Source organism: Kitasatospora sp. CM 4170, assembly GCF_032110285.1.
Lineage (GTDB): Bacteria > Actinomycetota > Actinomycetes > Streptomycetales > Streptomycetaceae > Kitasatospora > Kitasatospora aburaviensis.
Genome location: NZ_CP134877.1, coordinates 7523191 through 7548101 on the forward strand (window position 1 = coordinate 7523191; position 24911 = coordinate 7548101).

The 24911-nt window shown below is 76.1% G+C and carries 23 protein-coding genes and 1 pseudogene; 12 read left to right on the plus strand and 12 right to left on the minus strand.

Annotated elements, in window-relative coordinates; translation table 11 throughout:
* The first annotated feature begins 30 nt into the window (after window positions 1–30).
* Window positions 31–1002 carry a hypothetical protein gene (locus RMN57_RS31715; RefSeq protein ID WP_313766725.1) on the plus strand — a complete coding sequence of 324 codons (972 nt, stop codon included), beginning with the start codon at window positions 31–33 and terminating at the stop codon, window positions 1000–1002.
* 63 nt (window positions 1003–1065) lie between these two features.
* On the opposite strand, the gene RMN57_RS31720 is transcribed toward RMN57_RS31715, so the two are convergent.
* The 3 genes from RMN57_RS31720 to polX all read right to left on the minus strand — a co-directional run bounded on the left by RMN57_RS31720 (window position 1066) and on the right by polX (window position 4359).
* Complete coding sequence (locus RMN57_RS31720; RefSeq protein WP_313766726.1) at window positions 1066–1350, minus strand: hypothetical protein; 285 nt, start codon at window positions 1348–1350, stop codon at window positions 1066–1068.
* A gap of 163 nt (window positions 1351–1513) precedes the next feature.
* Window positions 1514–2251, minus strand: a complete 738-nt coding sequence (locus RMN57_RS31725) for a (2Fe-2S)-binding protein (protein WP_313766727.1) — start codon at window positions 2249–2251, stop codon at window positions 1514–1516.
* Window positions 2252–2631: 380 nt separating this feature from the next.
* Complete coding sequence (polX, locus tag RMN57_RS31730) at window positions 2632–4359, minus strand: DNA polymerase/3'-5' exonuclease PolX (RefSeq protein WP_313766728.1); 1728 nt, start codon at window positions 4357–4359, stop codon at window positions 2632–2634.
* Window positions 4360–4757: 398 nt separating this feature from the next.
* On the opposite strand from polX, the gene RMN57_RS31735 reads away from it, so the two are divergent.
* The 6 genes from RMN57_RS31735 (at window position 4758) to RMN57_RS31760 (ending at window position 8883) form a co-directional block, all read left to right on the plus strand.
* A complete protein-coding gene (locus RMN57_RS31735) occupies window positions 4758–5588 on the plus strand; it encodes a hypothetical protein (RefSeq protein ID WP_313766729.1) in 831 nt (276 codons plus the stop codon).
* Window positions 5589–5698: 110 nt separating this feature from the next.
* Window positions 5699–6364 carry a helix-turn-helix domain-containing protein gene (locus RMN57_RS31740; protein WP_313766730.1) on the plus strand — a complete coding sequence of 222 codons (666 nt, stop codon included), beginning with the start codon at window positions 5699–5701 and terminating at the stop codon, window positions 6362–6364.
* Window positions 6361–7731, plus strand: a complete 1371-nt coding sequence (locus RMN57_RS31745; RefSeq protein ID WP_313766731.1) for an MFS transporter — start codon at window positions 6361–6363, stop codon at window positions 7729–7731. Before RMN57_RS31740 ends, RMN57_RS31745 begins: the two co-directional genes overlap by 4 nt.
* 239 nt (window positions 7732–7970) lie before the next feature.
* Window positions 7971–8501, plus strand: coding sequence for an NUDIX hydrolase (locus RMN57_RS31750; protein WP_313766732.1), 531 nt, complete (start codon window positions 7971–7973; stop codon window positions 8499–8501).
* A gap of 86 nt (window positions 8502–8587) precedes the next feature.
* Complete coding sequence (locus RMN57_RS31755) at window positions 8588–8734, plus strand: hypothetical protein (RefSeq protein ID WP_313766733.1); 147 nt, start codon at window positions 8588–8590, stop codon at window positions 8732–8734.
* Window positions 8728–8883 carry a hypothetical protein gene (locus RMN57_RS31760; protein ID WP_313766734.1) on the plus strand — a complete coding sequence of 52 codons (156 nt, stop codon included), beginning with the start codon at window positions 8728–8730 and terminating at the stop codon, window positions 8881–8883. The genes RMN57_RS31755 and RMN57_RS31760 overlap by 7 nt, the downstream gene beginning before the upstream one ends.
* A gap of 364 nt (window positions 8884–9247) precedes the next feature.
* Here RMN57_RS31760 and RMN57_RS31765 read toward each other — a convergent pair whose 3' ends face one another.
* Window positions 9248–9841 (minus strand): DUF6629 family protein, encoded by a 594-nt coding sequence (locus tag RMN57_RS31765; protein ID WP_313766735.1) that lies wholly within the window; start codon window positions 9839–9841, stop codon window positions 9248–9250.
* 577 nt (window positions 9842–10418) lie between these two features.
* Window positions 10419–11264: pseudogene (locus RMN57_RS31770) on the minus strand (DMT family transporter); the annotation flags it as partial.
* 326 nt (window positions 11265–11590) lie between these two features.
* Here RMN57_RS31770 and RMN57_RS31775 point away from each other — a divergent pair.
* Window positions 11591–11854, plus strand: coding sequence for a dsRBD fold-containing protein (locus tag RMN57_RS31775; protein ID WP_313766736.1), 264 nt, complete (start codon window positions 11591–11593; stop codon window positions 11852–11854).
* 139 nt (window positions 11855–11993) lie between these two features.
* On the opposite strand, the gene RMN57_RS31780 is transcribed toward RMN57_RS31775, so the two are convergent.
* Window positions 11994–12467 (minus strand): carboxymuconolactone decarboxylase family protein, encoded by a 474-nt coding sequence (locus tag RMN57_RS31780; RefSeq protein WP_313766737.1) that lies wholly within the window; start codon window positions 12465–12467, stop codon window positions 11994–11996.
* A 148-nt stretch (window positions 12468–12615) separates the two neighbouring features.
* Entirely contained in the window at window positions 12616–13551 is a 936-nt protein-coding gene (locus RMN57_RS31785) for an alpha/beta hydrolase (protein WP_313766738.1), read from the minus strand.
* Window positions 13552–13752: 201 nt separating this feature from the next.
* Here RMN57_RS31785 and RMN57_RS31790 point away from each other — a divergent pair, with 201 nt between their 5' ends.
* A complete protein-coding gene (locus RMN57_RS31790; protein WP_313768038.1) occupies window positions 13753–14187 on the plus strand; it encodes a MarR family transcriptional regulator in 435 nt (144 codons plus the stop codon).
* A gap of 71 nt (window positions 14188–14258) precedes the next feature.
* Here RMN57_RS31790 and RMN57_RS31795 read toward each other — a convergent pair whose 3' ends face one another.
* Window positions 14259–15350, minus strand: coding sequence for an AEC family transporter (locus tag RMN57_RS31795; RefSeq protein WP_313766739.1), 1092 nt, complete (start codon window positions 15348–15350; stop codon window positions 14259–14261).
* 194 nt (window positions 15351–15544) lie between these two features.
* On the opposite strand from RMN57_RS31795, the gene RMN57_RS31800 reads away from it, so the two are divergent.
* Entirely contained in the window at window positions 15545–16036 is a 492-nt protein-coding gene (locus RMN57_RS31800) for an HD domain-containing protein (protein WP_380235627.1), read from the plus strand.
* Between the two features lie 276 nt (window positions 16037–16312).
* Here RMN57_RS31800 and RMN57_RS31805 read toward each other — a convergent pair whose 3' ends face one another.
* From RMN57_RS31805 to RMN57_RS31820, 4 genes are all read right to left on the minus strand, one after another.
* Window positions 16313–16687: a transglycosylase SLT domain-containing protein gene (locus RMN57_RS31805; RefSeq protein WP_238864535.1), complete on the minus strand. Its 375-nt coding sequence runs from the start codon at window positions 16685–16687 to the stop codon at window positions 16313–16315.
* 593 nt (window positions 16688–17280) lie between these two features.
* Window positions 17281–18855, minus strand: a complete 1575-nt coding sequence (locus RMN57_RS31810; protein ID WP_313766741.1) for a carboxyl transferase domain-containing protein — start codon at window positions 18853–18855, stop codon at window positions 17281–17283.
* A 266-nt stretch (window positions 18856–19121) separates the two neighbouring features.
* On the minus strand, window positions 19122–19994 hold the full coding sequence (locus RMN57_RS31815; protein ID WP_313766742.1) for a sirohydrochlorin chelatase: 873 nt from the start codon (window positions 19992–19994) through the stop codon (window positions 19122–19124).
* A 152-nt stretch (window positions 19995–20146) separates the two neighbouring features.
* Entirely contained in the window at window positions 20147–21295 is a 1149-nt protein-coding gene (locus tag RMN57_RS31820) for a uroporphyrinogen-III synthase (RefSeq protein ID WP_313766743.1), read from the minus strand.
* A gap of 192 nt (window positions 21296–21487) precedes the next feature.
* On the opposite strand from RMN57_RS31820, the gene RMN57_RS31825 reads away from it, so the two are divergent.
* Window positions 21488–23638: a molybdopterin oxidoreductase family protein gene (locus tag RMN57_RS31825; protein WP_313766744.1), complete on the plus strand. Its 2151-nt coding sequence runs from the start codon at window positions 21488–21490 to the stop codon at window positions 23636–23638.
* 41 nt (window positions 23639–23679) lie between these two features.
* A complete protein-coding gene (locus RMN57_RS31830; protein ID WP_380235661.1) occupies window positions 23680–24843 on the plus strand; it encodes an NAD(P)/FAD-dependent oxidoreductase in 1164 nt (387 codons plus the stop codon).
* Window positions 24844–24911 lie beyond the last annotated feature (68 nt).

Genomic DNA, 24911 nt, shown 5'->3' on the forward strand with positions numbered 1-24911 from the left:
CGATCGATTCGACGATCCGAGGAGATGTCCATGCCCCGCCCGCCCCGCCACCGCCTCGCCGGACTGCTCGGTACGGCCTCGGCCGCCTCCGTCGCGCTCGCCCTGCTCGCCGCCACGCCGGCCGTCGCCGTCTCGCCGCCCCTGTCCGACCCGCGGATCATCGCCCACTTCGACCTGGCCCAGGGCCAGACGCCGGAGAACATCGCGCTCGAACCGGACGGCTCCGCGGACCTCACCTTCGCCTTCGCCCGGCAGGTCGGCCGGGTCGACCCCGCCGGACACCTCGCGATCCTGGCCACGCTGCCCGCGCCCGACCACCCGAACACCCCGCTGATCACCGCCCCGATCGTCACCGGCATCGCCCGCGCGCACGACGGAACCCTGTACTTCGCCTACGCGACCGGCACCGCCGATCTCACCGGCATCTGGCGGCTCTGCCCCGGCGGCACGCCGGAGCGGATCTCGGCCTTCCCGGTCGACAGCCTGCCCAACGGCCTCGCCCTCGACGAGCGCGCCGGGCTGCTCTACTCCGCGGACTCGGCGCTCGGCCTGGTCCGCACGGTGCCGGTGGCCGGTGGAGACCCGGCGGTCTGGTCGGACGACGCGCTGCTCAAGCCCGCCCCCGGAGGGTTCGGCGCCAACGGCCTCAAGCTGCACCACCACGCCGTCTGGGTGGGCAACACCGACACCGGCACGCTGCTGCGCATCCCGATCGAGCACGACGGCGCCGCCGGGACGCCGCAGGTCCGGGCCACCGGGCTCACCGGCCTGGACGACTTCGGCTTCATCGGTCGCAGTGACAGGCTGATCGCGGCGCTCAACACGCCCAGCGAGGCCGTCTACCTCGACGAGCACGGCAACCGCCGCACCGTCCTCACCTCGCAGGACGGCCTCTCCAACCCCACCTCGGTGGCCGTCCGCGGGGACACCGTCTACGTCCCGAGCGCGGCCTTCTTCACCCAGACCGACCCGAACCTGCTGCTCGCGACCCTGCACCGGTAGCCGGCCCGGCGGCGGTGGCCCGGGCGGGCGTGCGGCGCCGGCCCGGGCCGGCGGCTCGCGCGGTCAGCGCCGGCCCGGCACCTGGGCGTAGCGGCCGGCCGAACCCCGGCCGAGGAGGCCGCGGCCCGCGCCGAGCAGGGAGCCGACCGCGCCGCCGAGGGCGAAGAACGGGGTGAGGTAGGACGGCCACGCCGCCCAGCCGGCGGTCGCCGTCACGGCGCCCGCGACCAGCAGCGCAGCGAGTACCGCCGCGAACCGACCGGCACCGACGGTGAACCGGACGGCCAGCAGGCCGAGGCAGTAGGCCCCGACGGCCACCACGGCGAGCAGGAGGAGAGCGAGCGACACGGCGCGACCCTACCCGCCGGCCCGTGCGGGGGGACTCCCCGGGGGGGCTGCTGCCGGTGGGGGCCGGACCGGTGACCCGGTGGGCGGGTGGAGCCGTCCGTGGGCCGCCGGCCGTCGGGGGCGCCGGCGGAGCGCCCGCCGATGCGGCTGCGGCCGATGCGGCTCAGGAGCGGCGGGGTGGGCGGGTGAAGCAGCAGTCGCCGCAGACGCCCGCGGCCGGGCCGACGCGGTAGTAGAGGCAGCAACTGCTGCGCCGGAAGCCGCCGGCGTGCAGCGTCCCGGTGCCGGCGAGCGGTGGCCTCTCCAGCAGGTGCGCGACGAGTGCCTCGGCCCGGCCGGGGGCCGCGTGCGGGCGGAGCATCCGCAGCGTGCCCGCCAGTGCCGAGGCGGCGTTGCCGTCGAGCAGCCGCTCGGAGAGCGGCACCGCGGCCCGGACGGCGACGGCCAGCGGCGCCAACTGGCCCTGGACCAGCACCCGGTGGAGCCGGTCGGCCAGCTCCGGGAGGCGGTCGGGGCCGGCCTCGCCGGGGGAGGCGTCCTCACCCGCGGGCTGCGGCCGCTGGGGCGTCCACAGCTCGATCGGCCCCTGCTCGGGTATGCGCACGTGGGCCCGGTCGGGGTCCAACTCCGGGACGGTGCCGAGCAGGACGGCGGCGCCGAGGCCTACCGAGCAGAACCGGGCGGCGAGTCCGAGGTGCAGGATCGAGGCCGCCACCCGGGGCTCGGCGGTGCCGAGCCGGCGCGCGACCTCCCGGACCCGCGCGGCCAGCAGGGAGTCTGACCCGGTCGCGTACAGCTCGCGCAGCGGACGGTAGCCCGGTGGCGGCGTGTCGGTGGGTGCGGTGGCGGTGTCCAGCGCGAAGTACGGCCCGGCGACGGCGAGTCGGCGGTAGTCGGGCATCGGGCCGTCCTCCGGGGCGGTGGCGGGCGGCCCGGCGCCGTCGGGCGGCCGGGCCGTTGTCGGTACGGAGGAACGGTAGCGGGTGTCCGGCGCCCGGGAACGCCGGCGGTGTGTGCGGGAGGCCGGCGGTGGTCCGGACGTGCGGAACCTGCGAGGCGGGGGTGGCCTCCGGACGTCGCGTCCTCCGGCCTGTAGTTCGATCGTCGACCTAGGTACCAGCGGCAGACCCTGATCCGTCTCGATCTGTCGCCACTGCCTCCTGCGGTCGAACTTCCGCGTCTACCTCGCAGGTCCACTTCCATGATGCGCCTGTCCTGGTCGTTGCACCAGGGTTCTGCCGCCGTGAATCCGGGCGAACTGCGATGTTCCGGGCCGCGTGGTCAGCGCAGCGCGTCCTTTCGCAGGAACTTCTTCAGCCGCTGCCAGGTCCAGGTGTTGATCACGTCCTCGGTGGTCAGCCAGGCCCGCTGGGCGGTGCCGATCCCGTACCGGGGGTAGGCCAGGTGGCCGGTGGCGTGGGCGTCGCTGTCGATCGAGAACTTCACGCCGTACCGCTTGGCGCGCTGGACGTCCTCGTCCCGCAGGTCGAGCCGCTGGGGCGAGCTGTTGATCTCGATCGCGGTGCCGGTCCGCGCGGCGGCCTCGAAGACGGCGTCCAGGTCGACGTCGATCGGCCCGCGCCGGCCGATCCGCCGGGTCGTGAGGTGGCCGATGACGTGCACGTGCGGGTTCTCGCAGGCGCGGATCAGCCGGCGGGTCTGCGCGGCCCGGTCGGCGCCGAAGTGCGAGTGGACGGACGCCACGCAGACGTCGAAGCCGGCCAGGAACTCGGCGGGCCAGTCCACCCCGCCGTCCGGGCCGATGTTCAGCTCGGTGCCGTGGAGCAGCCGCATCCGCTTGTGCCGGTCGGCGAGCCCGCGCAGCTGCTCGCGCTGGGCGAGCATCTTCTCGTCCGTCATCCGCTGCATGACCAGGTCGGGGGCGTGGTCGGTGACCGCGTAGTAGCTGTAGCCGCGGGCGGCGGCCGTGTCGATCATGTCCTCCAGGGTGGCCAGCCCGTCGGTGAGGTCGGTGTGGGTGTGCAGATCGCCGCGGAGGTCGGACTCGGCCACCAGGTCCGGCAGCTCGCCGCGCAGCGCCGCCTCGACCTCGCCCCGGTCCTCGCGCAGCGGCGGTGCGATCCAGGGCAGCCCGAGCGCGGCGTAGACCTCGTCCTCCGTCGCCGAGACGACCTTCTCCCCGCTCTCCGCGTCGAACAGCCCGTACTCGGAGAGCTTCAGCCCGGCCCGGACGGCCATGGTGCGGAGCTTGATGTTGTGGGCCTTGGAGCCCGTGAAGTAGACGAGCGCGGCGCCCCAGTCCTCCTCGGGCACCACCCGCAGGTCCACCTGCAGGCCCTTGGCGGTGCGCACCGAGGTCTTGGTCGGCCCGCGGACGATCACCTCGGCCACGTACGGGAGTTCGGTGAGTGCGGTCATCAGCGGCTCGGAGTCCTCGGCGGTGGCGAGCACGTCGATGTCGCCGACGGTCTCGCGCATCCGGCGCAGCGATCCGGCGTAGGCGCAGCGGGTGCAGCCCGGAACGGCGGAGATCGCCCGGACGATCTGCTCGGCCTGCTCGGTGGCGGCGTCGAGCAGGGTCCGGCCGCCGGACTGCCGCATCAGCTCGATGCCGTGCAGGATCTTCTCGCCGCTGCGCTCGCCGAAGCCGGCCACCTCGCTCAGGCGGTCGGCGCGGACGGCCTCGGCGAGCTGGTCGACGGAGGCGATGTCGAGGTCGCGGTAGAGGGCGAGCGCGCGCTTGGGCCCCACGCTCGGCACGGCCATCATCTCGCGGACGCCGGGCGGGATCTTGGCGCGCAGCGCTTCCAGCGCGGACATCCGGCCGGTGGCGAGGTACTCGGCGATCTTCTCGGCGGTGGACTTGCCGACGCCGGGGATCTGTTGGAGCCCCTTGGCGTCCAGCCGTGCGACGTCCTCCGGGTGGCCGCCCACCGCGCGGGCGGCCTTCTCGTAGGAGCGGGCCCGGAAGGCGTCCCCGCCGGTGATCGAGATCAGGTCGGCGTACTCCTGGAGCAGCTCCTGGACCTGGTCGTTGAGCCGGGTCATGCGGCCAGTCTAGGTTCGGCGGCCGGATCGGGCCGGGCGGCTGAGCCGGCCGGGCGGTGTGTGGGCGGTGCGTGGGACGGGTGGTACGTGGGACGGGTGGTGCGGTTCGGACCGCGGGTGGTGCGGGACGGGTCGTGTACGGGGCAGGTCGGGCGGGAGCGGGTCGGCGCGGACCTCGGGGTGGCGGGGGCGGCGGTGCCCTCCGGCCCGCCCCGTCTGTCGGCCGAGCCGGACCCCGCCGGTCGGCGGGGGAGCGGGGCGAATGTGCGCCCCTGAGCCGGATTGTCACCCGTCCGGCGGGGGCGCAGGCTGGGCGGAGGGGCCCGGAAGGCGGCCCGCTCCGGCTCACCCGCGTCCGATGGCGGGAAGGGCCGGCGAAGTACGAGGGGCAGGGCGCGATGGCACGCGGGAGGCTCTGGGGCTACGTGGCCTCCGGTGCCCGGATGCTCGGTGGACTCGCCGTGGCCGGCGGTGCCGGCGGCAGCGCCGGCGGCCGGCCGGTCTGGGGCGGGCCGGGCGGCGGGCGGCCGGACGGTGGCCGGCGCGGTGGGCCGGGCTGGGGCGGGAGCGCCGGTCCGGGCGGACCGGGCGGTGCCGCGGAGGGCCCGGGACGGTCGCGAGCAGGGGTGATGGCCGGTCCGCGGCCGCTCGGCCGCGCCGAGTTGGAGCGGGTGAACTGGACGGTCCGCCCGATCGGCTGCGGTCCGCAGGCGCAGCACGTCCAGGTGGCCGAGGTGGTGCAGCGGGTGCTGCGCGGCGGCGGTCGCGCGGCGGCCGTCGCGGTGCGGATACCCGGTGGGCTGCCGGTGGTGAAGGGCGACGCCCGGCGGCTGGAGACGGCGCTGGCCGGGCTGGTGGACCACGCCGTCCGGCGGACTCCCGCCGGCGCGGCGGTGGTGGTGCGGGCCGAGGTGGCCGCGGCCGGCCGGACCGGCCCGCGGCGCGCGCACGGCGCGGACGACGTGGGAGGCGCGGGGGGCGCGGGCGATCCGGATCCGACGGGCGGCTGGGGCACCGGCCCGGCCCGGGTGGAGGTCCGGGTGGTGGACCGGGGACCGTGCGAACTGCCCGAGGCCCGGGAGTGGCTGCTGGCGGGGATGCGCACGAGCGGGCCGGTGGGCCCGGCCGTGCACGGGCTGGTGCGGGCGGCCGGCGGCCGGCTCGCCGTGGAGCAGACCCCGGGCGGCGGCCTGACCGTGGTGCTGGCACTGGCGGTCGCCCTGGAGTGACACCGGGCCGGGCGGCCTTCGCCCGTCTCTGGGCAGCCTTCCGGAGGACCGCAAAGACTTCTTCGCAAAATTCCTTTGCGAAGAAGTCTTTGCGGTCCTAGGCTGCTGCCATGACCGAAGAGAAGCGGTGGCCGCACAGCCCCGACCCGCAGACCGATGTCGTCCTGGACGCCCGGGGCCTGCGGGCGATGGCCCATCCGGTGCGCGTGCAGCTGGTCGGGCTGCTGCGCCGACTCGGGCCGTCCACCGCGACCAGGCTCGCCGAGCGGATGGGCCTGACGTCGGGCGCGACCAGCTACCACCTGCGCCAGCTGGCGGCCGCGGGCTTCGTCACCGAGGACACCGAGCGCGGCAACGCCCGTGAGCGCTGGTGGAAGGCGGTCCACCAGAACACCGTCTGGTCGGACCGGGACTTGGCCGAGCAGGAGCCCGAGGCCGCGATCGGCTTCCTCCGGTCGGTCGTCGCCGCGAACGCGCTGACCACCCAGCGCGCCCTGAACGGGTTCGACGCCATGTCGCGCAGCTGGCGCCACGCGTTCGAATTCAGTGACTGGGCGCTGCGGCTGACGCCGGAGGAGTCGCGCGAACTCGGCGAGGAGCTGGCGGCCGTGGTCGCCCGCTACCGCCGGGACGACGCCCGGGAGGAGGCGCCCGAGGGGGCGGAGCGGGTGGCCGTCGTGCTCCAGGTGCTGCCCGATCCCGCGGGCGGGCTGCCGGCGGAGGACACGGATGAGGCGGGCCGGGACGACTCGGGCGAGGGGGGCGGGCAACGATGAGCACCGCACCGGAGCGGGGTGCGGCCCCGGCGGCGCCGCGCCGGACCGTCCGCCCGCTGCTCGGCGTCTTCACAGCGATGGCGATCTCGCTGACGGGGACGCGGGTCTCGGCCATCGCCCTGCCCTGGTTCGTCCTCGCCACCACCGGCAGCGCCACCATGACCGGCCTCGTCGCCTTCGTCGAGATGACGCCGTACGTGCTGGTCAAAGCCCTCACCGGGCCGCTGATCGACCGGTTGGGCCCGCGCGTCGTCTCCTGGACGACGGACGCGGTCAGTGCCGTCGCCGCGGGCCTGATCCCGTTGCTGCACGGCCTGGGCGCGCTGCCGTTCTGGCTGCTCCTGGTCATGGTCGGTGTGGTCGGCGGGGTCCGCGGCCCGGGGGACCTCGCCAAGGAGGTGATGGTCCCCGAGGCGGCCGACCGCGCCCGGATGCCGCTGGAGCGGGCCACCGGACTCGCCGGCGTGACCGAGCGGCTGGCCTCGACGGTCGGACCGGCGGTCGGCGGTGGTCTCATCGCGCTGCTCGGCCCGATGGCGGGCCTGACCGTCAACGCCGCCGCCTTCGCCCTCGGTTCGCTGGTGATCGCGCTCGCCCTGCCGGGCGGCATGGGCCGCGCGGCCGCCGTGCCCGAGCCCGCGGGGGAGGGCGCGCCCGGGGAGAAGGCCGGCTACTGGCAGATGTTCCGGGAGGGGTTCACCTTCCTGCGCAGCGAGCCGCTGATGCTCACCGTGATCGTGATGATCGGCATCACCAACCTGCTGGACGCCGGGTTCATGACGGTCCTGATACCGCTCTGGGCCAAGGAGTCCGGCGGCGGCCCGGCGGCCATCGGGCTGTCCGGCAGCGCCTGGGGGATCGCCGCGGTCGCGGGCAGCCTGGTCGCGGCGGCCGTCGCCCACCGCCTGCCGCGCCGGACGGTCTTCTTCGCCGGTTTCCTGCTCTGCGGTGCCCCCCGCTTCCTGGTCCTCGCGCTGGATGCGCCGATGGGTGTGGTGCTCGCCGTGTTCGCGGTGGGCGGCTTCGGGGCCGGGTTCCTCAACCCGATCCTCGGCGCGATCACCTTCGAACGCGTCCCGCGCCACCTGCTCGGCCGGGTCGGCGCCCTCGGTGACTCGCTCGCCTGGGCCGGCATACCCCTCGGCGGCCTGCTCGCCGGCACCGCCGCCGCGCTCACCGGCCTGCTGCCCGTGCTGCTCGCCTTCGGCGGCCTCTACCTCGCCACCACCACCCTGGCGGGACTGCGCCCGGAGTGGCGGGAGATGGACCGTTCGCGCGGCCGGGGTCCGGTGGCCGGATCGGCTCGGACGACCACGGTCGGGGCCGAGTCGGCGGCCGGCGAACCGGTGGGGTCGGCGGCCCGGTGACGGCGGCGCCCGTGCGGCGCCGTGCATCCGGGCCCGCTCACCTCCTGCCGGCCGACCCGAGCCGGGTGACGCGAGCTGGGCGATGCGAGCCGGGCCACGCGAGCCGGGTGACACGAGCCGGCGGCCCCGAGACCCGGGGCGGCCGGACGCAACTGCCGACGAAACCGCGGGCGCGGGCGATAGCGTGGTCCTCGGCCGTACCGGCGCGCCGCGGCGCACGCCCGACGAGGAGACCGAGCATGAGCTGGTTGCCGCCGGAACAGTACGTGCAGACCATCGAGAACGCGACCGTCTTCGGCTGCTTCTACTTCACGGACACCCTCGGCCGTCCGCTCGGGATGCGCTCGCGCCACGACCCGGAGTTCTGGGGCTGGCCCGGAGGGAACGTCGAGCGCGGCGAGCATCCGCTGGAGACCGCGGTGCGGGAGTGCCGTGAGGAGACCGGCATCGACCTGGAGACCGCCGAGCCCGGTCTGCTGGAACGGCCCCGGCTCCTGGCCGTCATGTTCAGCGGGCCCGATGCGGCCTGGCCGCTGGCCAAGGTCGGATTCGTCTTCGACGGAGGCGAGCTGACCGACGACCAGCTCGCGGGCATCGTCCTCGACCCCGACGAGCACACCGAATGGCAGGTCCGGCCGGTGGCCGGATGGCTCGACCTGATGGGGCCGGCGGAGTTCGCCCGCCTGCAGCATGTCGACGCGGCCCGCCGGACCGGTGCCGCTGCCTACCTGCCCTTCACCGTCGGAAGCGAGCCCCCGCCGACCGCGTGATCCGAGGAGCCTCGGGGACTCCCGGGTCGGTCCCGGCCCGGTCGGCGGGGGTCGACTCCGGTGACGGGCGAGGGGAGACTCGCGGCATGGTGACGTTGCGGGTGCTGACGCCGGAGGACTGGCCGTTGTGGCGGGCGCTGCGCCTGGCCGCGCTGGCCGCGCTGGCCGATGCGCCGGACGCGTTCAAGGTGCGGTCGAGGACTGGGCGCGGTCGTCCGGCGCACGGGTGCTGAGGCTCGCCGTGCTCCCGGGGAACGAACCGGCCGTGGCGCTCTACCGGCGGCGCGGGTTCGTGGCGTCGGGGGAACTGGGAGCTCCGCTGCCGGGCGGCGCGGGCCGGGAGCTCGTGATGGTGAAGGCACTGGACGCGAGCTGCCCCTGACGGGCGGGGCGGGCGGCGGTGCGATCACGGACCGGGGTCGCGGGCGTGGCGCTCGGCTTCGGCGTGCCACCAGCCGGGCGGAGGCGTGCCGGTGACCGTCGAGGTCGGCTGGTCGGGGTGCAGCCCGAGTCGGTGGAGGAGCGGCCCGTGGAGGTGGACGTGGAACCAGCCGTGCCAGTGGCCGTCCGGTCGGATGCCGCAGGTCAGACCGGAGCGGATCTCGTCGGCGGTGAAGGGCGTCCAGTCGATGCCCCGAGCCCGTAGTCAGGCGCGCGCGGCGGCTGCGGGCCGGAGGCAGCCGGAGACGTTCTCGTAGTGCGCGACGAGGATCCACTCGGACTCGGGTGCGGTCATGCCCGCGATGTTAGGGCGTCCCGCCGGAGGGCGTGCCCTGGTCGGCGGGATCGTGGTGGGAACGGCGGCTGCCGGAGGGGTGGTCGTCGCGTGGGCGGTCGTCGGGCGGGGTGGCGGTCCAGCGGAGCAGGAGCACGCTGGCCAGGGCGGCGAGGGCGCACCAGGTGGAGACGAAGGCCAGTCGCCACAGCAGCGCGCAGACGGCGGCGCCCACGCCGGTGAGCAGGCCGAGGTGCCGCAGCCGGCGGTCGCCGCTGAGGAGGAGCGAGCCGACGGTGGCGAGCAGGTAGCCGGTCAGCAGGAGTCCCGGGTGCGGGAGGCCGACGGCGTAGGTGAGGGTGTGGCCGTGTTCGGCGGCCCCGACCGGGTGGGTGGCGACGGCCACGGCGAGCGGGGCGGCGACGAGGAGGCCGAGGAGCACGAAGGGCAGGAGCCGCCGTCGGCGGGCCGGTTCGCGGACCGCGCACCAGACCCCGGCGGGAACGAGCACGGGCAGCAGCGGCAGGGCGATCACCGCCCACGCGGTGCGGGCCCAGCCGGCCGCGGGCGCCGGCAGGTCGCCGTCGGCGCCGAACCAGACTGCGGCCTCGATCAGCTGGTGCACGCCGAGCACCAGGGGGAGCGAGGCGAGAGCAGGCGTTCGGGTCTCCCGGCGCGGTACGTGCGGGTCAGGCAGAGCAGGCCGATCCCCGCGACGAAGCCACCGGCCGCCAAGTCCGCCTGCGCGCTCCAGCACATGCCGTCGCCCGTCCCGGGGACTACCGGGGGTTCCCGCCGGTGCCCCGGGGATCGTTGCCCCCGTGGCGGTCGGGGCCGTGGTTGTCCTGCGTACGTTCGTCGGGCCCGCGACGGTCGGCTGTCGGGGTGTCGGCCTCGTGGCCGCCACCGGTTGGGCTGCCGTCGACGGGTCCGCCGACGGGGTCCTTGGTGGGGCCGCTGCCCGGGTAGTCCTGGTGCGGGAGACCCGGGCCCGGGGCGTGGTCGGGGGCGTCGGTCCTCGCGGTCCCGTTCCCACCGTCCGGGGCGTGGTCGGGGGCGGGGTCCGTACCGGCACCGGCACCGGCACCGGCACCGGCGTCGGCGTCGGCACCGGCTACGTCACCGGCGTCGGGGGCGGCCTTGGCCCCGGCCGTGCCCTCGTCGTCGGGCAGGTCGCCGACGCTCTCCAGCAGGTCGCCGGTCGATCCGGGCATCGCGGGGTGGCGGCCGATCACGATCACGCCGACCACGATGGCGATCAGCCCGGCGATCTCCCAGGCCAGGGCACCGGGCGTGACCCGCAGGCGGTCGCCGAGGAAGCCGACCGCACAGACGATCCCGGTGATCGGCTGCGCGGCGGTGAGTGCGGGCAGCGACATCCGCAGCGGTGCGGCCTCGAAGGCGCTCTGCACCAGCAGCAGTCCGACCACGCCGGCCGCTACCACCGCGTACGGTTGCCAGGTGCCGAGCACGGCTCGCAGACCGTCGTGGTCGAGGCGCTGGGTGGTGGTGCGGGTGAGGGCGTCCTGCAGACCGTAGAGCAGGCCGGCGGCCAGGGCGAGCAGCGTGGCCTCCTCGAAGAGGGGCAGCCGGCGGGCGAGCGAGACCAGCAGCAGGGTCAGCCCGGTGACCGTCCCGACCACCAGCCAGTGCCGCAGCTCGCCGGCCGGTGGACCGCCGCCGGTGGGCCGTCCGGCCACGATGAAGGCCGTGACGCCGAGGGCGAGCAGCAGCACCCCGATCCAGCCGGAGCGCCCGAGGGACTGACGGGTCAGGACCCGGGAGAGGGCCATGGCGAAGAGCAGGTTGGTCGCGAGCAGCGGTTCGACCAGCGAGACCTCGCCCTGGTTGAGGGCGAGCGCGGAGAGGATGAGCCCGCTGACCATGAAGCCGGTGCCGAGCAGCCACTCGGGCATCCGCAGCAGGTCGAGCAGCAGTCGCCAGTGCAGCAGGTCGCCACGCGGGGCCCGTTGTGCCGCGTGCTGCTGGAGGACGAACCCGAGGCCCAGGCAGCAGGCGGCGCTCAGTGCGAGGAGGAAGACCGCCACGAAGGGACCACCCCAATGTCGCTGCCCGCGCCGCACCGGCGGTCTGTGGTTCGACGGCGGTCGCGGCGCGCTCTCGTCAGCGTACCGCCGGGGAGGCCCGCCGACCCCCGGGAGCCGCCCGGGGTGGGCGTGGCGCCCGGGCCCGGCCCCGGGCCGGCGGGCCGGGCACGCCCGGGCCCTGCGGTGCCAGGGCTCGGGGCGGTGTCGCCGCCCGCGCTTGCCGCCGCGGGCGGAGCGGGCGCACGCTGGTGTGAGCGGCCGCCACGGCGTCAGCATCCGTGCCGGTCAGAGCAGGCACGACGGGGGCGGGCGCCAGGAGGTGTGGCATGCACAACCAATGGGATGTGGAGCTGAGCTTCGACGAAGACGGCGTGCACACGGCGTGCGACGCGAGGCTGACCGGGGCCAGGGCACCGGGCCTCAGCGCGCACGGGGAGGCCGTCAAGAGTGCGGACGACCGTCCGCTCGCCCGGATCGGCGAGGAGATGGCGGCCTCCCGTGCACTGGAGGAACTGGCCCACAAGCTCCGGGCGCAGGCCACCGGGGAGATCGAGGACGAGGGCCACCGGCCCGGCTACCTGATCTACTGACCGCCGGCCGACAGGGCCTCCGGGCCTCGGGACATCAGAAGCAACGGGGCCGGGCGCACGCTGCGCCCGGCCCCGGGTGGCCGTGGGTCCCGTCCGGCTCCGGTCGATCAGTCGATCGGCCGGTCGGCCGGTCGGCCGGTCAGCCGAACTGGCCGGGCTGGTAGTCGCCGGCGGGCGTCTGGAGCATGACGTTCCCGCGGTTGAAGGCGTTGATCACGGTGATGACCCCCACCAGGGCGCCGAGCTGCTCCTCGTCGTAGTGCTTGGCGGCGTTGGCCCAGACCTCGTCCGGGACGCCCCCGGCCGCATCGGCGATGCGGGTGGCCTCTTCCGCCAGCTCCAGCGCCGCGCGCTCGGCGTCGGTGAACACCGTCGCCTCGCGCCAGGCCGCGACCAGGTTGAGGCGCTCGGGGCTCTCGCCGGCGTGCACGGCGTCCTTGAAGTGCATGTCGGTGCAGAAGCCGCAGCCGTTGATCTGGCTGGCGCGGAGCTTCACGAGCTCCTGGGTCGAGGCCGGCAGCGTCGAGTCTTCGAGCACCTTGCCCGCGGCGATGATGTGCTTGAAGACCTTGCCGAGGACCGGGTTGGTGAAGGGGTTGAGGCGTGCTTCCATGATGGGCTCCGTTGCCGTCGTCCTGCGGTTTCACATCTCTGACGGGACGGCTCGGACGTTTGTGACACGGTGCCGATGTGACGGTCGTCACTCCCGTGCGGCTCGTCGGCCCTGACGCGGCGGCGTGATCCGGCCCCCGGGGCGCCCGCTATGCGCCGGCGGCGAGGAACTCGGTGAGGCGGCGGTTGAGTTCGGCCGGGTGAGCGGCCGGAAGGGTGTGGTGGGAGGCGTCGGGGAGCACGTCCACTGTGGCCCCGGGCAGGGCCTTCTGCGCCAGGTCGGCGACGCGCCGGGCGTCGTGCGTGCGGCTCCGGGCGGCGAGCAGGACCAGCGTCGGCGCAGTGAGGGCGCGCAGCCGTTCGGGGGCCGGTCGCGGGCCGGTGACCGGGCGGGCGGCGGGGAATCCGGCGAAGCCGAGCGCGTACAGCTCGCGCCAGGCGGCTTCGGCGGCCGTGCCGGAGCCGGTGCCCCGGGCCTCCCAGGTGAGGTAGGAGCGCGCCTTGCCGGCCGTCCGGGGCGGCAGGAAGAGCGGCAGGACGCGCAGCAGGTAGCCGGGGCGGAACCCGGCGAAGCACTGGGTCGGGTCGAGCAGGACCAGTCGACGGACCCGCGGCGGGGCGTGCAGCGCGAACTCCAGGGCGATCCAGCCGCCGTAGGAGTGGCCGCAGAGGTCGGCCTCGGCGACGCCGAGCCCGTCGAGCACCGCGTCGAGCCAGCTCATCAGGCCCTCCACGCCGCCGAGCGGGGCGTCGAGGACGCTGCGGCCGGGGTCGCCGATCAGGTCGACCGCGAGGACGCGGTGGCCGGCCGCGGCGAGCGCCTCGGCGTTGGCGGTCCAGCCGGTGGAGGTGGCGCCGCCGCCGTGCAGCAGGACCAGCGGCCGGCCGTCGCGCGGGCCGCAGGCGTTGACGCGGGTGGTGCCGTGCGGAGTCCGGACGGTGATCGCTTCGGCGGGGACCGGCCACCGGCTCAGGGCCTCGTCGTAGGCGGCGAGGAACGCGGCGAGCTCGGGTGGATCCTGTGCGGTGGGGGAGCCGGGCGAGGCGGACGAGGCGTGGGCGGATCCGGTGCTGCGTGCTGACATCATGCCCTCCGACGGATGGCGAATTCACTCGCTGGCCAACAATCTCGCTGAGCGAGAGAATAGTCGCACGCGGCATGCCGAGGAAAGGACGACAGGGTGGGTGCACAGGTCGACGGACGGCCGGACGGAGAGCCGGGCGTGCCGCGGGCGGACAGTGCCGCCGAGCGACCGGAGGAGCGGGTGGGTGCTGCCGCGGAGCCGATGCAGCTGGTTCACCTGCTGCGCGGGCTGACCGTCGAACTCGACCTGTTCGGCGCGGAATTCGCAGGTCGGCACGGACTGCACCCGACCGACCTGCGGGCGCTGATCCACCTGTTGGACGCCGCGCGGGCCGGCACGGTCGTGACGCCCGGTCGGCTCGGTGCGGCGCTGCGGCTCAACTCGGCGGGCACCACGGGCCTGGTCGACCGGCTGGAGCGGCTCGGCCTGATCCGCCGCGAGCGCGACCCCGGGGACCGGCGGAAGGTCCGGCTGCTGGTCGAGGACCGGGCGATGGAGCTGGGCCAGGACTTCTTCGGCGGCCTGATCGGGGACCTCGTGGCGGCCATGGGCCGATTCGACGCCGGAGAGCTGGCGACGGCGCAGCGGTTCCTGCAGTCGATGACCGCCGTGGTCGCCGCCGCCCGGGAGGAGTGAGCCGGCCGTCGCGCCGCGCCGCGGGACGAGCTGCGCCGCGGGGCGAACCGCGCCGCGGCGGGCGCGGCGGCTCAGTGGCTCGGGGAGAGCGCCCAGGTGACGGCGGAGAGGGTGGCCATCGAGACGAGGGTCGAGCAGAGCACCGAGTCGCGGGCGAGGGCGGTGGCATGACCGTACTCGCGGGCGTAGACGAAGACGTTCTGGGCCGTCGGCAGTGCTGAGAACAGCACCACGGTGAGCAGCTGGTGCGCCGGCAGGTGGAGCAGGAAGGCGCCCATGGCGAACGCGCCGAGCGGCTGTATCAGCGTCTTGATCGCGACCGCCACGCCGACCTCCGCGTAGCGGCCCGGACGGCCGGCCCGCCGGCGGTCGTCGTGCTCTCGGCCGGTGCGCCCGGAGTCGGTGTCCCGAAGGTCGGCGCCCCGAAGGTGGGTGCCCCGAAGGTGGGTGCCCTGAAGGTCGGCGCCCTGAAGGTCGGCGCCCCGAGGGCCGTTGCCGGCAGGGTCGGTGCCCGGACGGTCGGCCGGTGGGCGGTACAGCGACATGCCGAGGGCCACCAGGGCGGTCGGCACACCGGCACCGCCGAGCAGCTCGCAGGAGCGGTTCAGCTCGGCCGGCAGGTGCCAGCCGCCCGCCGACACGGCGGCGCCGAGGGCGGCCGCGAGCAGGATGGGGTTGCGCAGCGGCAGGGTGAGCGCCGCCCGGCGGCCGGCACGCCCGGTGTCCAGCACGGTCAGCACGGCGGGCGTCACCAGGAGGGTCTGGAACAGCACCACCGGTGCGGCGAAGGAGGCGTCGCCCAGGATCTGCATGGCGACCGGGATGCCGAGGTTGGCCGAATTGACGTAGCCGGCCGCCATGCCGCCGATCGCCCGCTCGGCCGGCGGCCGGCCGAAGAAGCGGTGTGCGACCAGCGCGCCGATGCCCACGGCGAGCGCCGTTCCGGCGGCGAAGGCCAGCATCGACGGGTTGGCGAACTGGTCCAGCGGCGTGCGGCCGATCATCAGGAACAGTGCGGCCGGCATCGCCACGTGGAACACGAACCGGCTCAGCACCGCCTCCGCCTGGGGGCCGAGCAGTCCGCTGCGGCCGACCAGGTAGCCGATCCCGGTGAGGGCCCAGATCGGGGCGAAGCCGGAGAGCAGCGGATGCAGGCTGGGCATGGTTCCTCGGAGGGCTCGGCCGCGCCGGGCCGCGGTGGCCGGTCCGCGTGCCGGCGCACCGGTCGGGCGGCGTCCGGCCGGCGGCACGGCGGTGCGGCGACACCGCCCGGGTGGTGGCGGCGTCGTCGGGGCGACAGGGTGGGTCGGCGGGGTCGGGTCGGCGGGGTGGCCGCCGAGCCGGGGGTCGCCCGGCCATGCCGAAGTCAACCAGACGCCCCGCGGCCTACCATGGCCCGGTGGACTATCTGAGCCTGGCCGAGGTGGAGACGATTGCACGGCGAGCGCACGAGGGGCAGGTCGACAAGAACGGCCACCCGTACAGCGAGCACCTCGCCGCGGTGGCGCACGGTGTGGCCGCGCGCGGCGGGAGTGACGAGCAGGTCGCGGCCGGTTGGCTGCACGACGCGATCGAGGACGACGCGCTGACCCGGGAGTGGCTGGCGGAGGCCGCGCTCGCCGACGCCACCAAGGCGATCGTCGACGCGCTCACCAAGCGCCCCGGCGAGCCGTTGGAGGGCTACACCGCCCGGATCCTGGCGACCCCGGGCGCCCTGCTGGTCAAGCAGGCCGATCTGGCGCACAACTCGAACCCGGTGCGGCTGGCCTCGCTGGACGACGCGACCGCCGCCCGCCTCACCGAGAAGTACCGTCGGACGCGTGAACTGCTCGGTCTGGCCGAGGACTGACGGGGCGCCGGTCCGCCGCCGCCGGGTGTGGTCGCGGACGGCCGGGGGCGAGGTCGGGCCGAGGGCGGGTCGAGGACGGGCGAAAGGGCCCGTGCACGCGGATCGCGCGTGCACGGGCCCTTTCGGTCACCCCGGTGATCCCTGTCCGATCCCCGGGGTGAGGGGGGACAGCGGCTCGGAAGCTGGGGGAGGTGGAGCCGGGCGGCTCAAGGCCGATGGCTCAGCGCCAGTGGCTCGGTACGAGTGGTTCAGTACGAGCGGCCCGGTACCAGCGGCTTAGTACCAGTGGTGGGTCTGCCAGAAGGCCCAGGCGGCGTTCGGGCTGCCGTAGCGGGTGTTCATGTAGTCCAGCGCCCACTTGATCTGGGTGGCGGGGTTGGTCTTCCAGTCCGCACCGGCGGAGGCCATCTTGGAGCCCGGCAGCGCCTGCGCCAGACCGTACGCGCCCGAGCTCGGGTTGGTCGCGGTCACGTTCCAGCTGGACTCGTGGCTGATGATCTGGCTGAACGAGGCGAGCTGGTTGGCCGGCACGATCTGCGCGGCGATGGTCTTCGGGGAGACGGTCGCGGCGGAGGCGGTGGAGGGCAGCAGGCCGGCGCCCACGGCGGTCAGACCGGCGGCACCGGCAAGAATCGCGGCAGAAGTACGCATACGGAGCTTGAAAGCGGGCATGAAGAACTGGACCTCAATCAGGTTGGGCCGGTGTCACGCCCCGCCTCGACCGGTGGCCGGACAGGGGCCGAAACGGTCGCGGGGTGTGACTCGGCAACAAGCCGTCCTCCGGCGGGACAGGAGCCGGGGCGGCTGACGACTGAGCCATTGTTGCCAGACCGGATCGGCCCTCGCCAAGACCCCCTGGCTACGACCCGCCGTCGTAGCGCCGGGTGCTGCCGTGGAATCGAAGGGCCGGCCGGGGCGGTCGCCAGTATGCCCGCTGACCTGGGGGAACGTGCCGAGGTGAGATCGCGGGTAACCGCTGCTCGGCACTCACTACCGGCCGTCGTGCCGCCCGATCGCGTGTGAGCGCACTCACCGAGCGACCGCCCCACACCGTCACCGACCGGACGGCCGGCACCACTGCGCGTACAGACGATCTGAGAGCGGCGCCACAGCCGGCGCCACAGCTGGCGCCCCGGTCGGGCCGACGCGGCCGTCGCCGCCCGGTCGCGGCCGTCGCATCCGGGCCGCCGCACCGGCGTTGAAGCCGAGGGCCGTCCGGCCCGGTGCGGCCCGGCCCGCGGACGTCAGCCGGCGAGCACGTCCCCGAGCCGGCGGTGGCGGACGGCGCGGGCCGCAAGCCGGTCCGCCTCCGATGCCGAGGCCAGGGCGTCGAGCGCGCTGCCGAGGGCGAGGCCGAGCCGCTCGCAGAACGCGGCCGGCTCCTCGGCGGCGTCCGGCAGCTCGGGGACGACCGCGTCGACCAGACCGACCTCCGCCAGGTCGGACGCGCCGATGCCCTGGGTGCGGGCGAGCTCGGCGGCGTGGGCGCCGTCGCGGTGGACGATCGCCGAGGCGCCCTCGGGCGGGAGCGGGGCCAGCCAGGAGTGCTCGGCGGCGAGCACCCGGTCGGCGGGGAGCAGGGCGAGCGCACCGCCGCCCGATCCCTGGCCGAGCAGCACCGCGAGGACGGGCGTGCGCAGGGCGAGCAGGGTGATGAGGCAGTGCGCGATCTCGATCGCGACGCCGTCCAGCTCCGCCTGGGCGGAGAGTTCCGCGCCGGCCGTGTCCACGACCGTGACCAGCGGCAGACCGAGCTGTTCGGCGAGCCGGGCGGTGCGGCGGACGGCACGCAGGTCGGCGGCGGTGAACGGGCGCTCGCGCTCCGCGTCCTGCCGCTGCTGCCCGACCACCAGCGCGGGCCGGCCGTGCAGCACCACGAGTGCGCGCACCAGTGCGCCGTCCCGGCCGCCGGGGGCGTCCAGCAGGAGGAGCTCCTCGGCGCTCCGGCGCAGCAGCTCGCGCGTCCCCGGGCGGTCGGGGCGGCGGGTGCGGCGCACCGACTCCCAGGCGTCGGGGCGGTCGGCCGGCCGCGGCCCGTCGGCGGCGGCGTCGGCCCGGGGTGTGTCCGTGCCGCCGATCCGTGGTGTGTCGGTGCCGCCGGTCGGTGGTGTGTCCGCGGTGCCGGACGCCGGCCCGGCGGCCAGGCCGAGTACGGCGAGTGCGCGCCGCAGCACCTCGCGGAGCTCCTCCGGCGGGACGACCGCGTCCACCAGGCCGTGGCCGGCGAGGGTCTCGGAGCGCTGCACGTCCGGCGGCAGCTCGACGCCGCGCAGCTCCTCGTACACCCGGGGGCCGAGGAATCCGAGCCGGGCGCCGGGCTCGGCGAACACCAGGTGCCCGAGGGTGCCCCAGGAGGCGAACACGCCGCCCATGGTCGGATTGCGCAGATAGGTGAGGTAGGGCAGGCCGGCCGCGCGGTGCGCCTGTACGGCGGCGGTGATCCGGAGCATGCAGAGGAAGGCCGCCGAGCCCTCCTGCATCCGCGTACCGCCCGACACGGGCAGCGCGACCAGGGGCAGCCGCTCGGCCGTGGCCCGTTCCACGGCCCGGGTGATCCGCTCGGCGGTGGCCACTCCGATCGACCCGCCGAGGAACCCGAACTCGGACGCCACCAGGGCCACCGCCCGGCCGCCGATCAGCGCGGTCCCGGTGATCACGGCCTCGTCCGCCCCGGTGCGCTCCTGCGCCCGGGCCAGGGCCGCGCGGTAGCTTGCATCGGCGGGTTCGCGGCCGATCGGCTCGTCCCAGCTCAGGAAGGAGCCGGGGTCCACCAGCAGTCCGAGGAGTTGGCGCGCCGTCAGAGAGATTCCCGTACCCAACGCCCACCCCGCACCCGAGCCGCCCGCACCGACAAGATCCACCCTACGCAGCGGGCGCGGGCGCGTCAGGGTCCGACGTGCGGATGTGACCGGGTCGACAGCCCCGGCAGACCCGCCGGGTCCGCGGAGCCCCGTCGGCCTCGGGAGGCCCGTCGGCCGAGGGGAAACGCGTCGCGGAGCGGGGCCACCCCGCCCACGACGGCGGGCATGGAGACGTGGCGGCGGCGCCCACCGGCGGGTCGGCCGGCGGGTCCGCAGGCGGGTCGTCAGGGCGTGGGGGTGAGGACGGGGCGCCGGCGGCGGCCGGCCCGGGGCTTCGACCCGGCGGGCGCGCGGTCGCGGAGGCCGGCGCAGGCGCCGTCGTAGCGGGCGGCGACCAGGCGGGCGAGGGCGTCGTGCGTACCCAGCGGTGCGCTGGTCCAGTGGGCGGGGGTGTCGGCCGCCCGGTCGGCGAAGAAGCCGGGGCCGAGGAGGTAGGTGGCGACGGCGACCCGGCGGTGGCCCGCGGCGTGCAGGGCCTCGACCGCCTCGTGCGGGGTCGGCCGGGCCGCGGAGAGGTAGGCGGGGACGACCGGCCGGCCGTCGGCCAGCCGGGCCGCGAGCAGCCGGGCCGTCCGGCGGGTGTCGGCGGCGGCCGCCGGGTCGGAGGAGCCGGCCGCGGCGAGCACCACCGGGCCTGCGCCCGGGGCACGTCCGCTCTCGGCGAGCCGGTCCGCCAGGACGGTGGCCAGCAGCGGGTCGGGGCCCAGTGCGGGGGCGAGGCGGACGTGCGGCAGCCGGGCGGCGGCCAGCGCGCCGGGGATGTCCACCCGCAGGTGGTAGCCGGTACCGAGCAGCAGCGGCACGAGGACGGCCGGCTCGTCGGCGGCGAGCCCGGCCAGGGCCTCGGGCAGGGAGGGTGCGGCGAGGTCCAGGAAGCAGCAGCGGACGTCGAGTTCGGGCCGCTGTGCGCGGACCAGGTCGAGCAGCGCCCGGGTCGCGGCGACGCCGGCGGGGTTCCGGCTGCCGTGGGCGACGGCGAGCAGCACCGGACGGTCGGCGCCCCGGACGGAGGGCCCCGGCCGCCTTGCCGCCACGCCCACCGGTCCGTCCGGCGGCCCGCCGGCCGCGCGGCCCGCCACCACTCCGCCCGCCGCCACCTGACGCACCACCAATCCGCCCGCCGCCCGACCCGTCACCGCTGCGCCCGTCACCACCCCGCCTGTCACCGCCGCGCCCGTCACCACCCCGCCCGTCACCGCCGCGCCCGTCACCGCTCGGCCTGCCGCCGCGCGCACCGCGCCGCCGGCCGTCAACTCGCCGCCAGGCGGTAGCCGCGCTTGGGCACCGTGCGGATCAGCGCGCCGTGCGGTCCGAGCGCCGCGCGCAGCCGGCCGACGGCCGCTTCGACGGCGTGCTCGTCGGCGGCCGCGTCGGCCCAGGCGGTACGGAGGAGTTCGGCGCGGCTGAGCACCCGGCCGGGCTGCTCGGCGAGGGCACGCAGGACGGCGGCGCCGCGCGGGCTGAGCCAGTGGCTCTGGCCGTCGACGAGGACGGCGTTGCCCTGGAGGGTGAGCACCCGTCCGGCGAGCGCGACCTCCTGGCGGCCGCGGCCGGGCAGGGCCTCGGCGAGCAGGCGGACCAGCGAGCCGAGCCGGCCGCGCTCCGGGAAGACCGCGGACAGGCCGAGTTCGGTGAACGGCCGGGCGCAGAGCGCACCGACGCAGACCGGCAGGACGTCGGCGCGCAGCGCATCGAGCAGCGGTTCGCGCAGGCCCTCGGCGGTGGCGGTCTCGACGAAGGCGGTGACCGCCGGGGCGCTGGTGAAGGTGAGCGCGTGGACCTGCCGCCGGACGGTCTGCTCGACCAGGCGGCGCACCGGGGCCGGGTCGTCCGGCGGCTCCCAGCGGTAGACCGGGACGGAGATCACCTCGGCGCCGCGCTCGCGCAGTGCCGCCGCGAACGCGTCCAGCCGGATGCCGTGTTCCTGGACGGCGATCCGCCGGCCGGCCAGCGGGCGGGCGAGCAGCCAGGTGAGCAGTTCGTCGGTGGCCTCGGAGCCGGGGGAGAAGCGCTCGCCGAGGCCACTGGCCCGCACCGCGCCGGTGGCCTTGGGGCCGCGGCTGAGCACCACCGCGTTCCGGCAGGCGTCGGCCAGGGCAGCGCCCCGGCCCCAGCCCTCGGCGGCGCTCATCCAGCCGCGCCAGCCGACACCGGTCGTGGCGACCACGTAGTCGAGCGGTGCGGCCAGGCAGCGCTCGGTGGCCTGGCGCAGCGCCAGGTCGTCGGCGAGCGGGGTGATCCGCAGCACCGGCGCCTCGACCACCTGGGCGCCGCGCCGGGCGAGCAGGGCGACCAGTTCGTCGCGCCGCCGGGCGGCGGTGACACCGATGGTGAAGCCGGTGAGGGGTCCCGGCTGCGCGCTGGGACGCGGGAGGGCGGGGGTGGGGGAGGGAGCCATGGCGGCAAGGGTGCGTCGGCCGCGTTACGTCCGGATTGCCCGGCCGTCACCTGCACGTTAGCGAATCAGGCCGTCGGGTTACGGCTGATGTCCGACCGCGCACCCCGTGCCGGTGGCGGCGTGAGCGAGGCGTACCCCGCCCGCAACACGGGGGACGCGGCGGCGAAACGATCTCCGGCGAGATTCTTCGGCATGACGACGACCACCGACACCCACTGCCCGTACTGCTCGCTGCAGTGCGGCATGCGGCTGCGCACCGGGGGCGACCCGGCGGCGGCCGGTGCGGCCGAGGCACCTGCCGAGGTGCTGGAGCGGCCCGGGTTCCCGGTGAACCGTGGCGCGCTCTGCAGCAAGGGCCGCTCGGCGCCCGCGCTGCTGGCGCCGGGCGCCCGGCTGACCGGCCCGCTGCTGCGCGACCGCCCGGGCGGCCCGCTGCGGTCGGCGGGGTGGGCGGAGGCGCTGGACAGGGTGGCCGCGGGCCTGGCCGAGGTCCGCGAGCGGCACGGGGCGGACGCCGTCGGGGTGTTCGGCGGCGGCGGGCTGACCAACGAGAAGGCCTATCAGCTGGGCAAGTTCGCCCGGGTGGTGCTGCGCACCGCGAACATCGACTACAACGGCCGGTTCTGCATGTCCTCGGCGGCCGCCGCACACCGCAGGGCGTTCGGGCTGGACCGCGGGCTGCCGTTCCCGCTGGCGGACATCCCGCACACCGGCTGCCTGATCCTGGTCGGCGGCAACCCCGCCGAGACGATGCCGCCTGCGCTCCGCTACTTCCGCGAACTCCGGGAGAACGGCGGGACGTTGATCGTGGTGGACCCGCGCCGCACGCGGACCGCGGCGGAGGCCGACCTGCACCTGCAGCCGCGGCCCGGCGGCGACCTCGCGCTGGCGCTCGGCCTGCTCCACCTGGTGATCGCCGACGGCCGGGTGGACGAGGAGTTCGTCGCCGCCCGCACCACCGGCTTCGACCGGGCCCGGGCCGCCGCGATGGCGCACTGGCCGGACCGGGTGGAGCGGATCACCGGCGTCCCGGTCTCCCGACTGCGCGCCGCGGCCGAGCTGTTCGGACGTGCCGAGACCGGCATGGTGCTGACCGCGCGCGGCCCGGAGCAGCAGAGCAAGGGCACCGACACGGTCGGCGCCTGGATCGACCTCTGCCTGGCGACCGGGAAGGCCGGCCGCCCGTACTCGGGGTACGGCTGCCTGACCGGCCAGGGCAACGGCCAGGGCGGCCGGGAGCACGGCCAGAAGGCCGACCAGCTCCCCGGCTACCGCTCGATCGAGGACCCGGCGGCCAGGGCGCACGTGGCCGGCGTCTGGGGCGTCGACCCGGCCGAGCTGCCCGGCGCCGGCCGCTCCGCCTACGAGCTGCTGGACGGGCTCGGCCGTCCGGGCGGGGCCCGGGCGCTGCTGCTGACGGGCTCCAACCCGGTCGTCTCCGCGCCGAACGCCGCCCACGTCACGGCCCGGCTGCGCGGGCTGGACCTGCTGGTCGTCGCGGACCCGGTGCTCTCCGAGACGGCCCGGCTGGCGGACGTCGTCCTGCCGGTCACCCAGTGGGCCGAGGAGGACGGCACCACCACCAACCTGGAGGGCCGCGTGATCCTGCGCCGCCGTGCGCTGGACCCGCCCGAGGGCGTGCGCAGCGAGCTCTGGGTGCTGCGCGAACTCGCCGCCAGGCTGGGCGTGGAGAAGGGCTTCCCGGACGCGGCCGAGGAGGTCTTCGACGAGCTGCGGCGCGCCTCGGCCGGCGGGGACGCCGACTACTCCGGCATCAGCTACCGGCGGATCGCGGCCGAGGACGGCGTCTTCTGGCCCTGCCCCGACGACGCGCACCCGGGCACCCCGCGGCTCTTCCTGGACCGCTTCGCCACCCCGGACGGCCGGGCCCGCTTCGCCGGCGTCACCCACCGCCCGGCCGGTGAGGAGCCGGACCGCGACTACCCGCTCCACCTGACCACCGGCCGGGTGCTCGCCCAGTACCAGAGCGGTGCGCAGACCCGGCGGGTGCCGGAGCTGAACGCGGCCGCGCCCGGGCCGTTCGTCGAGCTGCACCCGCGGCTGGCCGCCCGGCTGGCCGTCGCGGAGGGTGATCTGGTCGCGGTGACCAGCCGGCGCGGCCGCGCGGTGGCGCCGGCCCGGATCACCGACGCCATCCGCCCGGACACCGTCTTCATGCCGTTCCACTGGCCCGGCGCGGGCCGGGCCAACACCCTGACCAACCCGGCCCTGGACCCGGTCTCCCGGATGCCGGAGTTCAAGCTCTGCGCCGTCCGCGTGGAGCGGGCCCACGAGACGACCCACGAGACGGCCCGGGAAACAGCCCAGGAGGTGGCGCGGTGAGGAACGCACAGGACCGGCGGATCGCGGTGGTCGGCGGCGGCATGGCCGCGGCCCGCTTCGCCGAGCGCTACACCGCGCTGGGCGGCACCGGCCGGGTCACCGTGTACGGCGCCGAGCCCCGCCCGCCCTACAACCGGGTGCTGCTCGCCGACGTGCTCACCGGCCGCTACGACGCGGAGTCGATCGCGCTGCCGCTGGGCGGCGCCGAGCCGCGGCCCGGCTGCGAGGTGGTGGCCCTGGACCCGGCCGCCCGTACGCTCGGCCTCGCCGACGGCACCGTGGAGCCGTGGGACGAGCTGGTGCTCGCCACCGGCGCCAACCCGGTGCTGCCGCCCATCCGGGGCCTGCGGCGGGTAGACGGCGGCGGCCTCACCGAGGGCGTCCACACCCTGCGCACCCTGGAGGACTGCGGGCGGCTCGCCGAGGACGCCGTGGCCGCCCGCCGGGCCGTGGTGATCGGCGGCGGGGTCCTCGGGGTGAGCGCCGCCCGGGCCCTGGCCGCGCTCGGAGTGCCCACCGAGATCGTCCACCAGGGGCCGTACCTGATCGAGCGCCAACTCGACGCACAGGCCGGGGAGGTGCTCCGCGGCCGGCTGCGGGAGGTCGGTGTGGAGACCTACCCCGGCAACCGGGCTCGCGCCCTGCGCGGCGAGGACCGGGTGACGGGCGTCGAGTTGGCCAACGGCTACGTCCTCGACTGCGACCTGGTCGTGCTGGCCTGCGGAACCCGGCCGCGGACCGCGCTCGCGCACACCGCCGGCCTGCCGGTCGCCACCGGCGTCCCGGTGGACGACGCGCTCGCCACCGCGGCCCCCGGTGTCCACGCGATCGGCGACTGCGCGGAGCACCGCAGCACCGTGCACGGCCTGGCACTGCCGGCCTGGGACCAGGCCGACGTGCTGGCGCTGCGCCTGTCCGGTGCCGAGCCGGACGCCCGCTACACCGGCTCCCGGCCCCCGGCCCGGCTGAGCACCGGCGGCCTGGAGTACGCGGCCTTCGGCGCGGTGGACGAGAGCCTCGACCCCGGCCTGGACGTGCTGCGGCTCACCGACGCCACCCGTGGCAGCTACAAGAAGCTCGTACTGCGCGGGGACCGGTTGGTCGGCGCGATCCTGCTCGGCGACCTCGCCGGCGTCGACGCCCTCGCCGAGGCCTGGCAGCGCGACGACCCGCTCGTCGACCACCCCCTGCACCTGCTCACCTGAGCCGCCCCACCGGTTCCCCGGCCCCGGCCGGCCCCGCGGACCCACGGACCACCGCCCCGCGGCCCCGC

Bases quoted from the DNA above. Each gene is read 5' to 3' on its own strand.
- polX (WP_313766728.1), bottom strand. From the start codon at position 4,359: ATGACCCGGCTCAACGACCAGGTCCAGGAGCTGCTCCAGGAGTACGCC.
- RMN57_RS31750 (WP_313766732.1), top strand. From the start codon at position 7,971: ATGAGCTGGTTGCCGCCGGAACAGTACGTGCAGACCATCGAGAACGCG.
- RMN57_RS31715 (WP_313766725.1), top strand. From the start codon at position 31: ATGCCCCGCCCGCCCCGCCACCGCCTCGCCGGACTGCTCGGTACGGCC.
- RMN57_RS31825 (WP_313766744.1), top strand. From the start codon at position 21,488: ATGACGACGACCACCGACACCCACTGCCCGTACTGCTCGCTGCAGTGC.
- RMN57_RS31785 (WP_313766738.1), bottom strand. From the start codon at position 13,551: ATGTCAGCACGCAGCACCGGATCCGCCCACGCCTCGTCCGCCTCGCCC.
- RMN57_RS31805 (WP_238864535.1), bottom strand. From the start codon at position 16,687: ATGCGTACTTCTGCCGCGATTCTTGCCGGTGCCGCCGGTCTGACCGCC.
- RMN57_RS31820 (WP_313766743.1), bottom strand. From the start codon at position 21,295: ATGGCTCCCTCCCCCACCCCCGCCCTCCCGCGTCCCAGCGCGCAGCCG.
- RMN57_RS31830 (WP_380235661.1), top strand. From the start codon at position 23,680: ATGGCCGCGGCCCGCTTCGCCGAGCGCTACACCGCGCTGGGCGGCACC.
- RMN57_RS31795 (WP_313766739.1), bottom strand. From the start codon at position 15,350: ATGCCCAGCCTGCATCCGCTGCTCTCCGGCTTCGCCCCGATCTGGGCC.
- RMN57_RS31800 (WP_380235627.1), top strand. From the start codon at position 15,545: ATGCCGAAGTCAACCAGACGCCCCGCGGCCTACCATGGCCCGGTGGAC.
- RMN57_RS31775 (WP_313766736.1), top strand. From the start codon at position 11,591: ATGCACAACCAATGGGATGTGGAGCTGAGCTTCGACGAAGACGGCGTG.
- RMN57_RS31745 (WP_313766731.1), top strand. From the start codon at position 6,361: ATGAGCACCGCACCGGAGCGGGGTGCGGCCCCGGCGGCGCCGCGCCGG.
- RMN57_RS31735 (WP_313766729.1), top strand. From the start codon at position 4,758: ATGGCACGCGGGAGGCTCTGGGGCTACGTGGCCTCCGGTGCCCGGATG.
- RMN57_RS31780 (WP_313766737.1), bottom strand. From the start codon at position 12,467: ATGGAAGCACGCCTCAACCCCTTCACCAACCCGGTCCTCGGCAAGGTC.
- RMN57_RS31740 (WP_313766730.1), top strand. From the start codon at position 5,699: ATGACCGAAGAGAAGCGGTGGCCGCACAGCCCCGACCCGCAGACCGAT.
- RMN57_RS31725 (WP_313766727.1), bottom strand. From the start codon at position 2,251: ATGCCCGACTACCGCCGACTCGCCGTCGCCGGGCCGTACTTCGCGCTG.
- RMN57_RS31755 (WP_313766733.1), top strand. From the start codon at position 8,588: ATGGTGACGTTGCGGGTGCTGACGCCGGAGGACTGGCCGTTGTGGCGG.
- RMN57_RS31790 (WP_313768038.1), top strand. From the start codon at position 13,753: ATGCAGCTGGTTCACCTGCTGCGCGGGCTGACCGTCGAACTCGACCTG.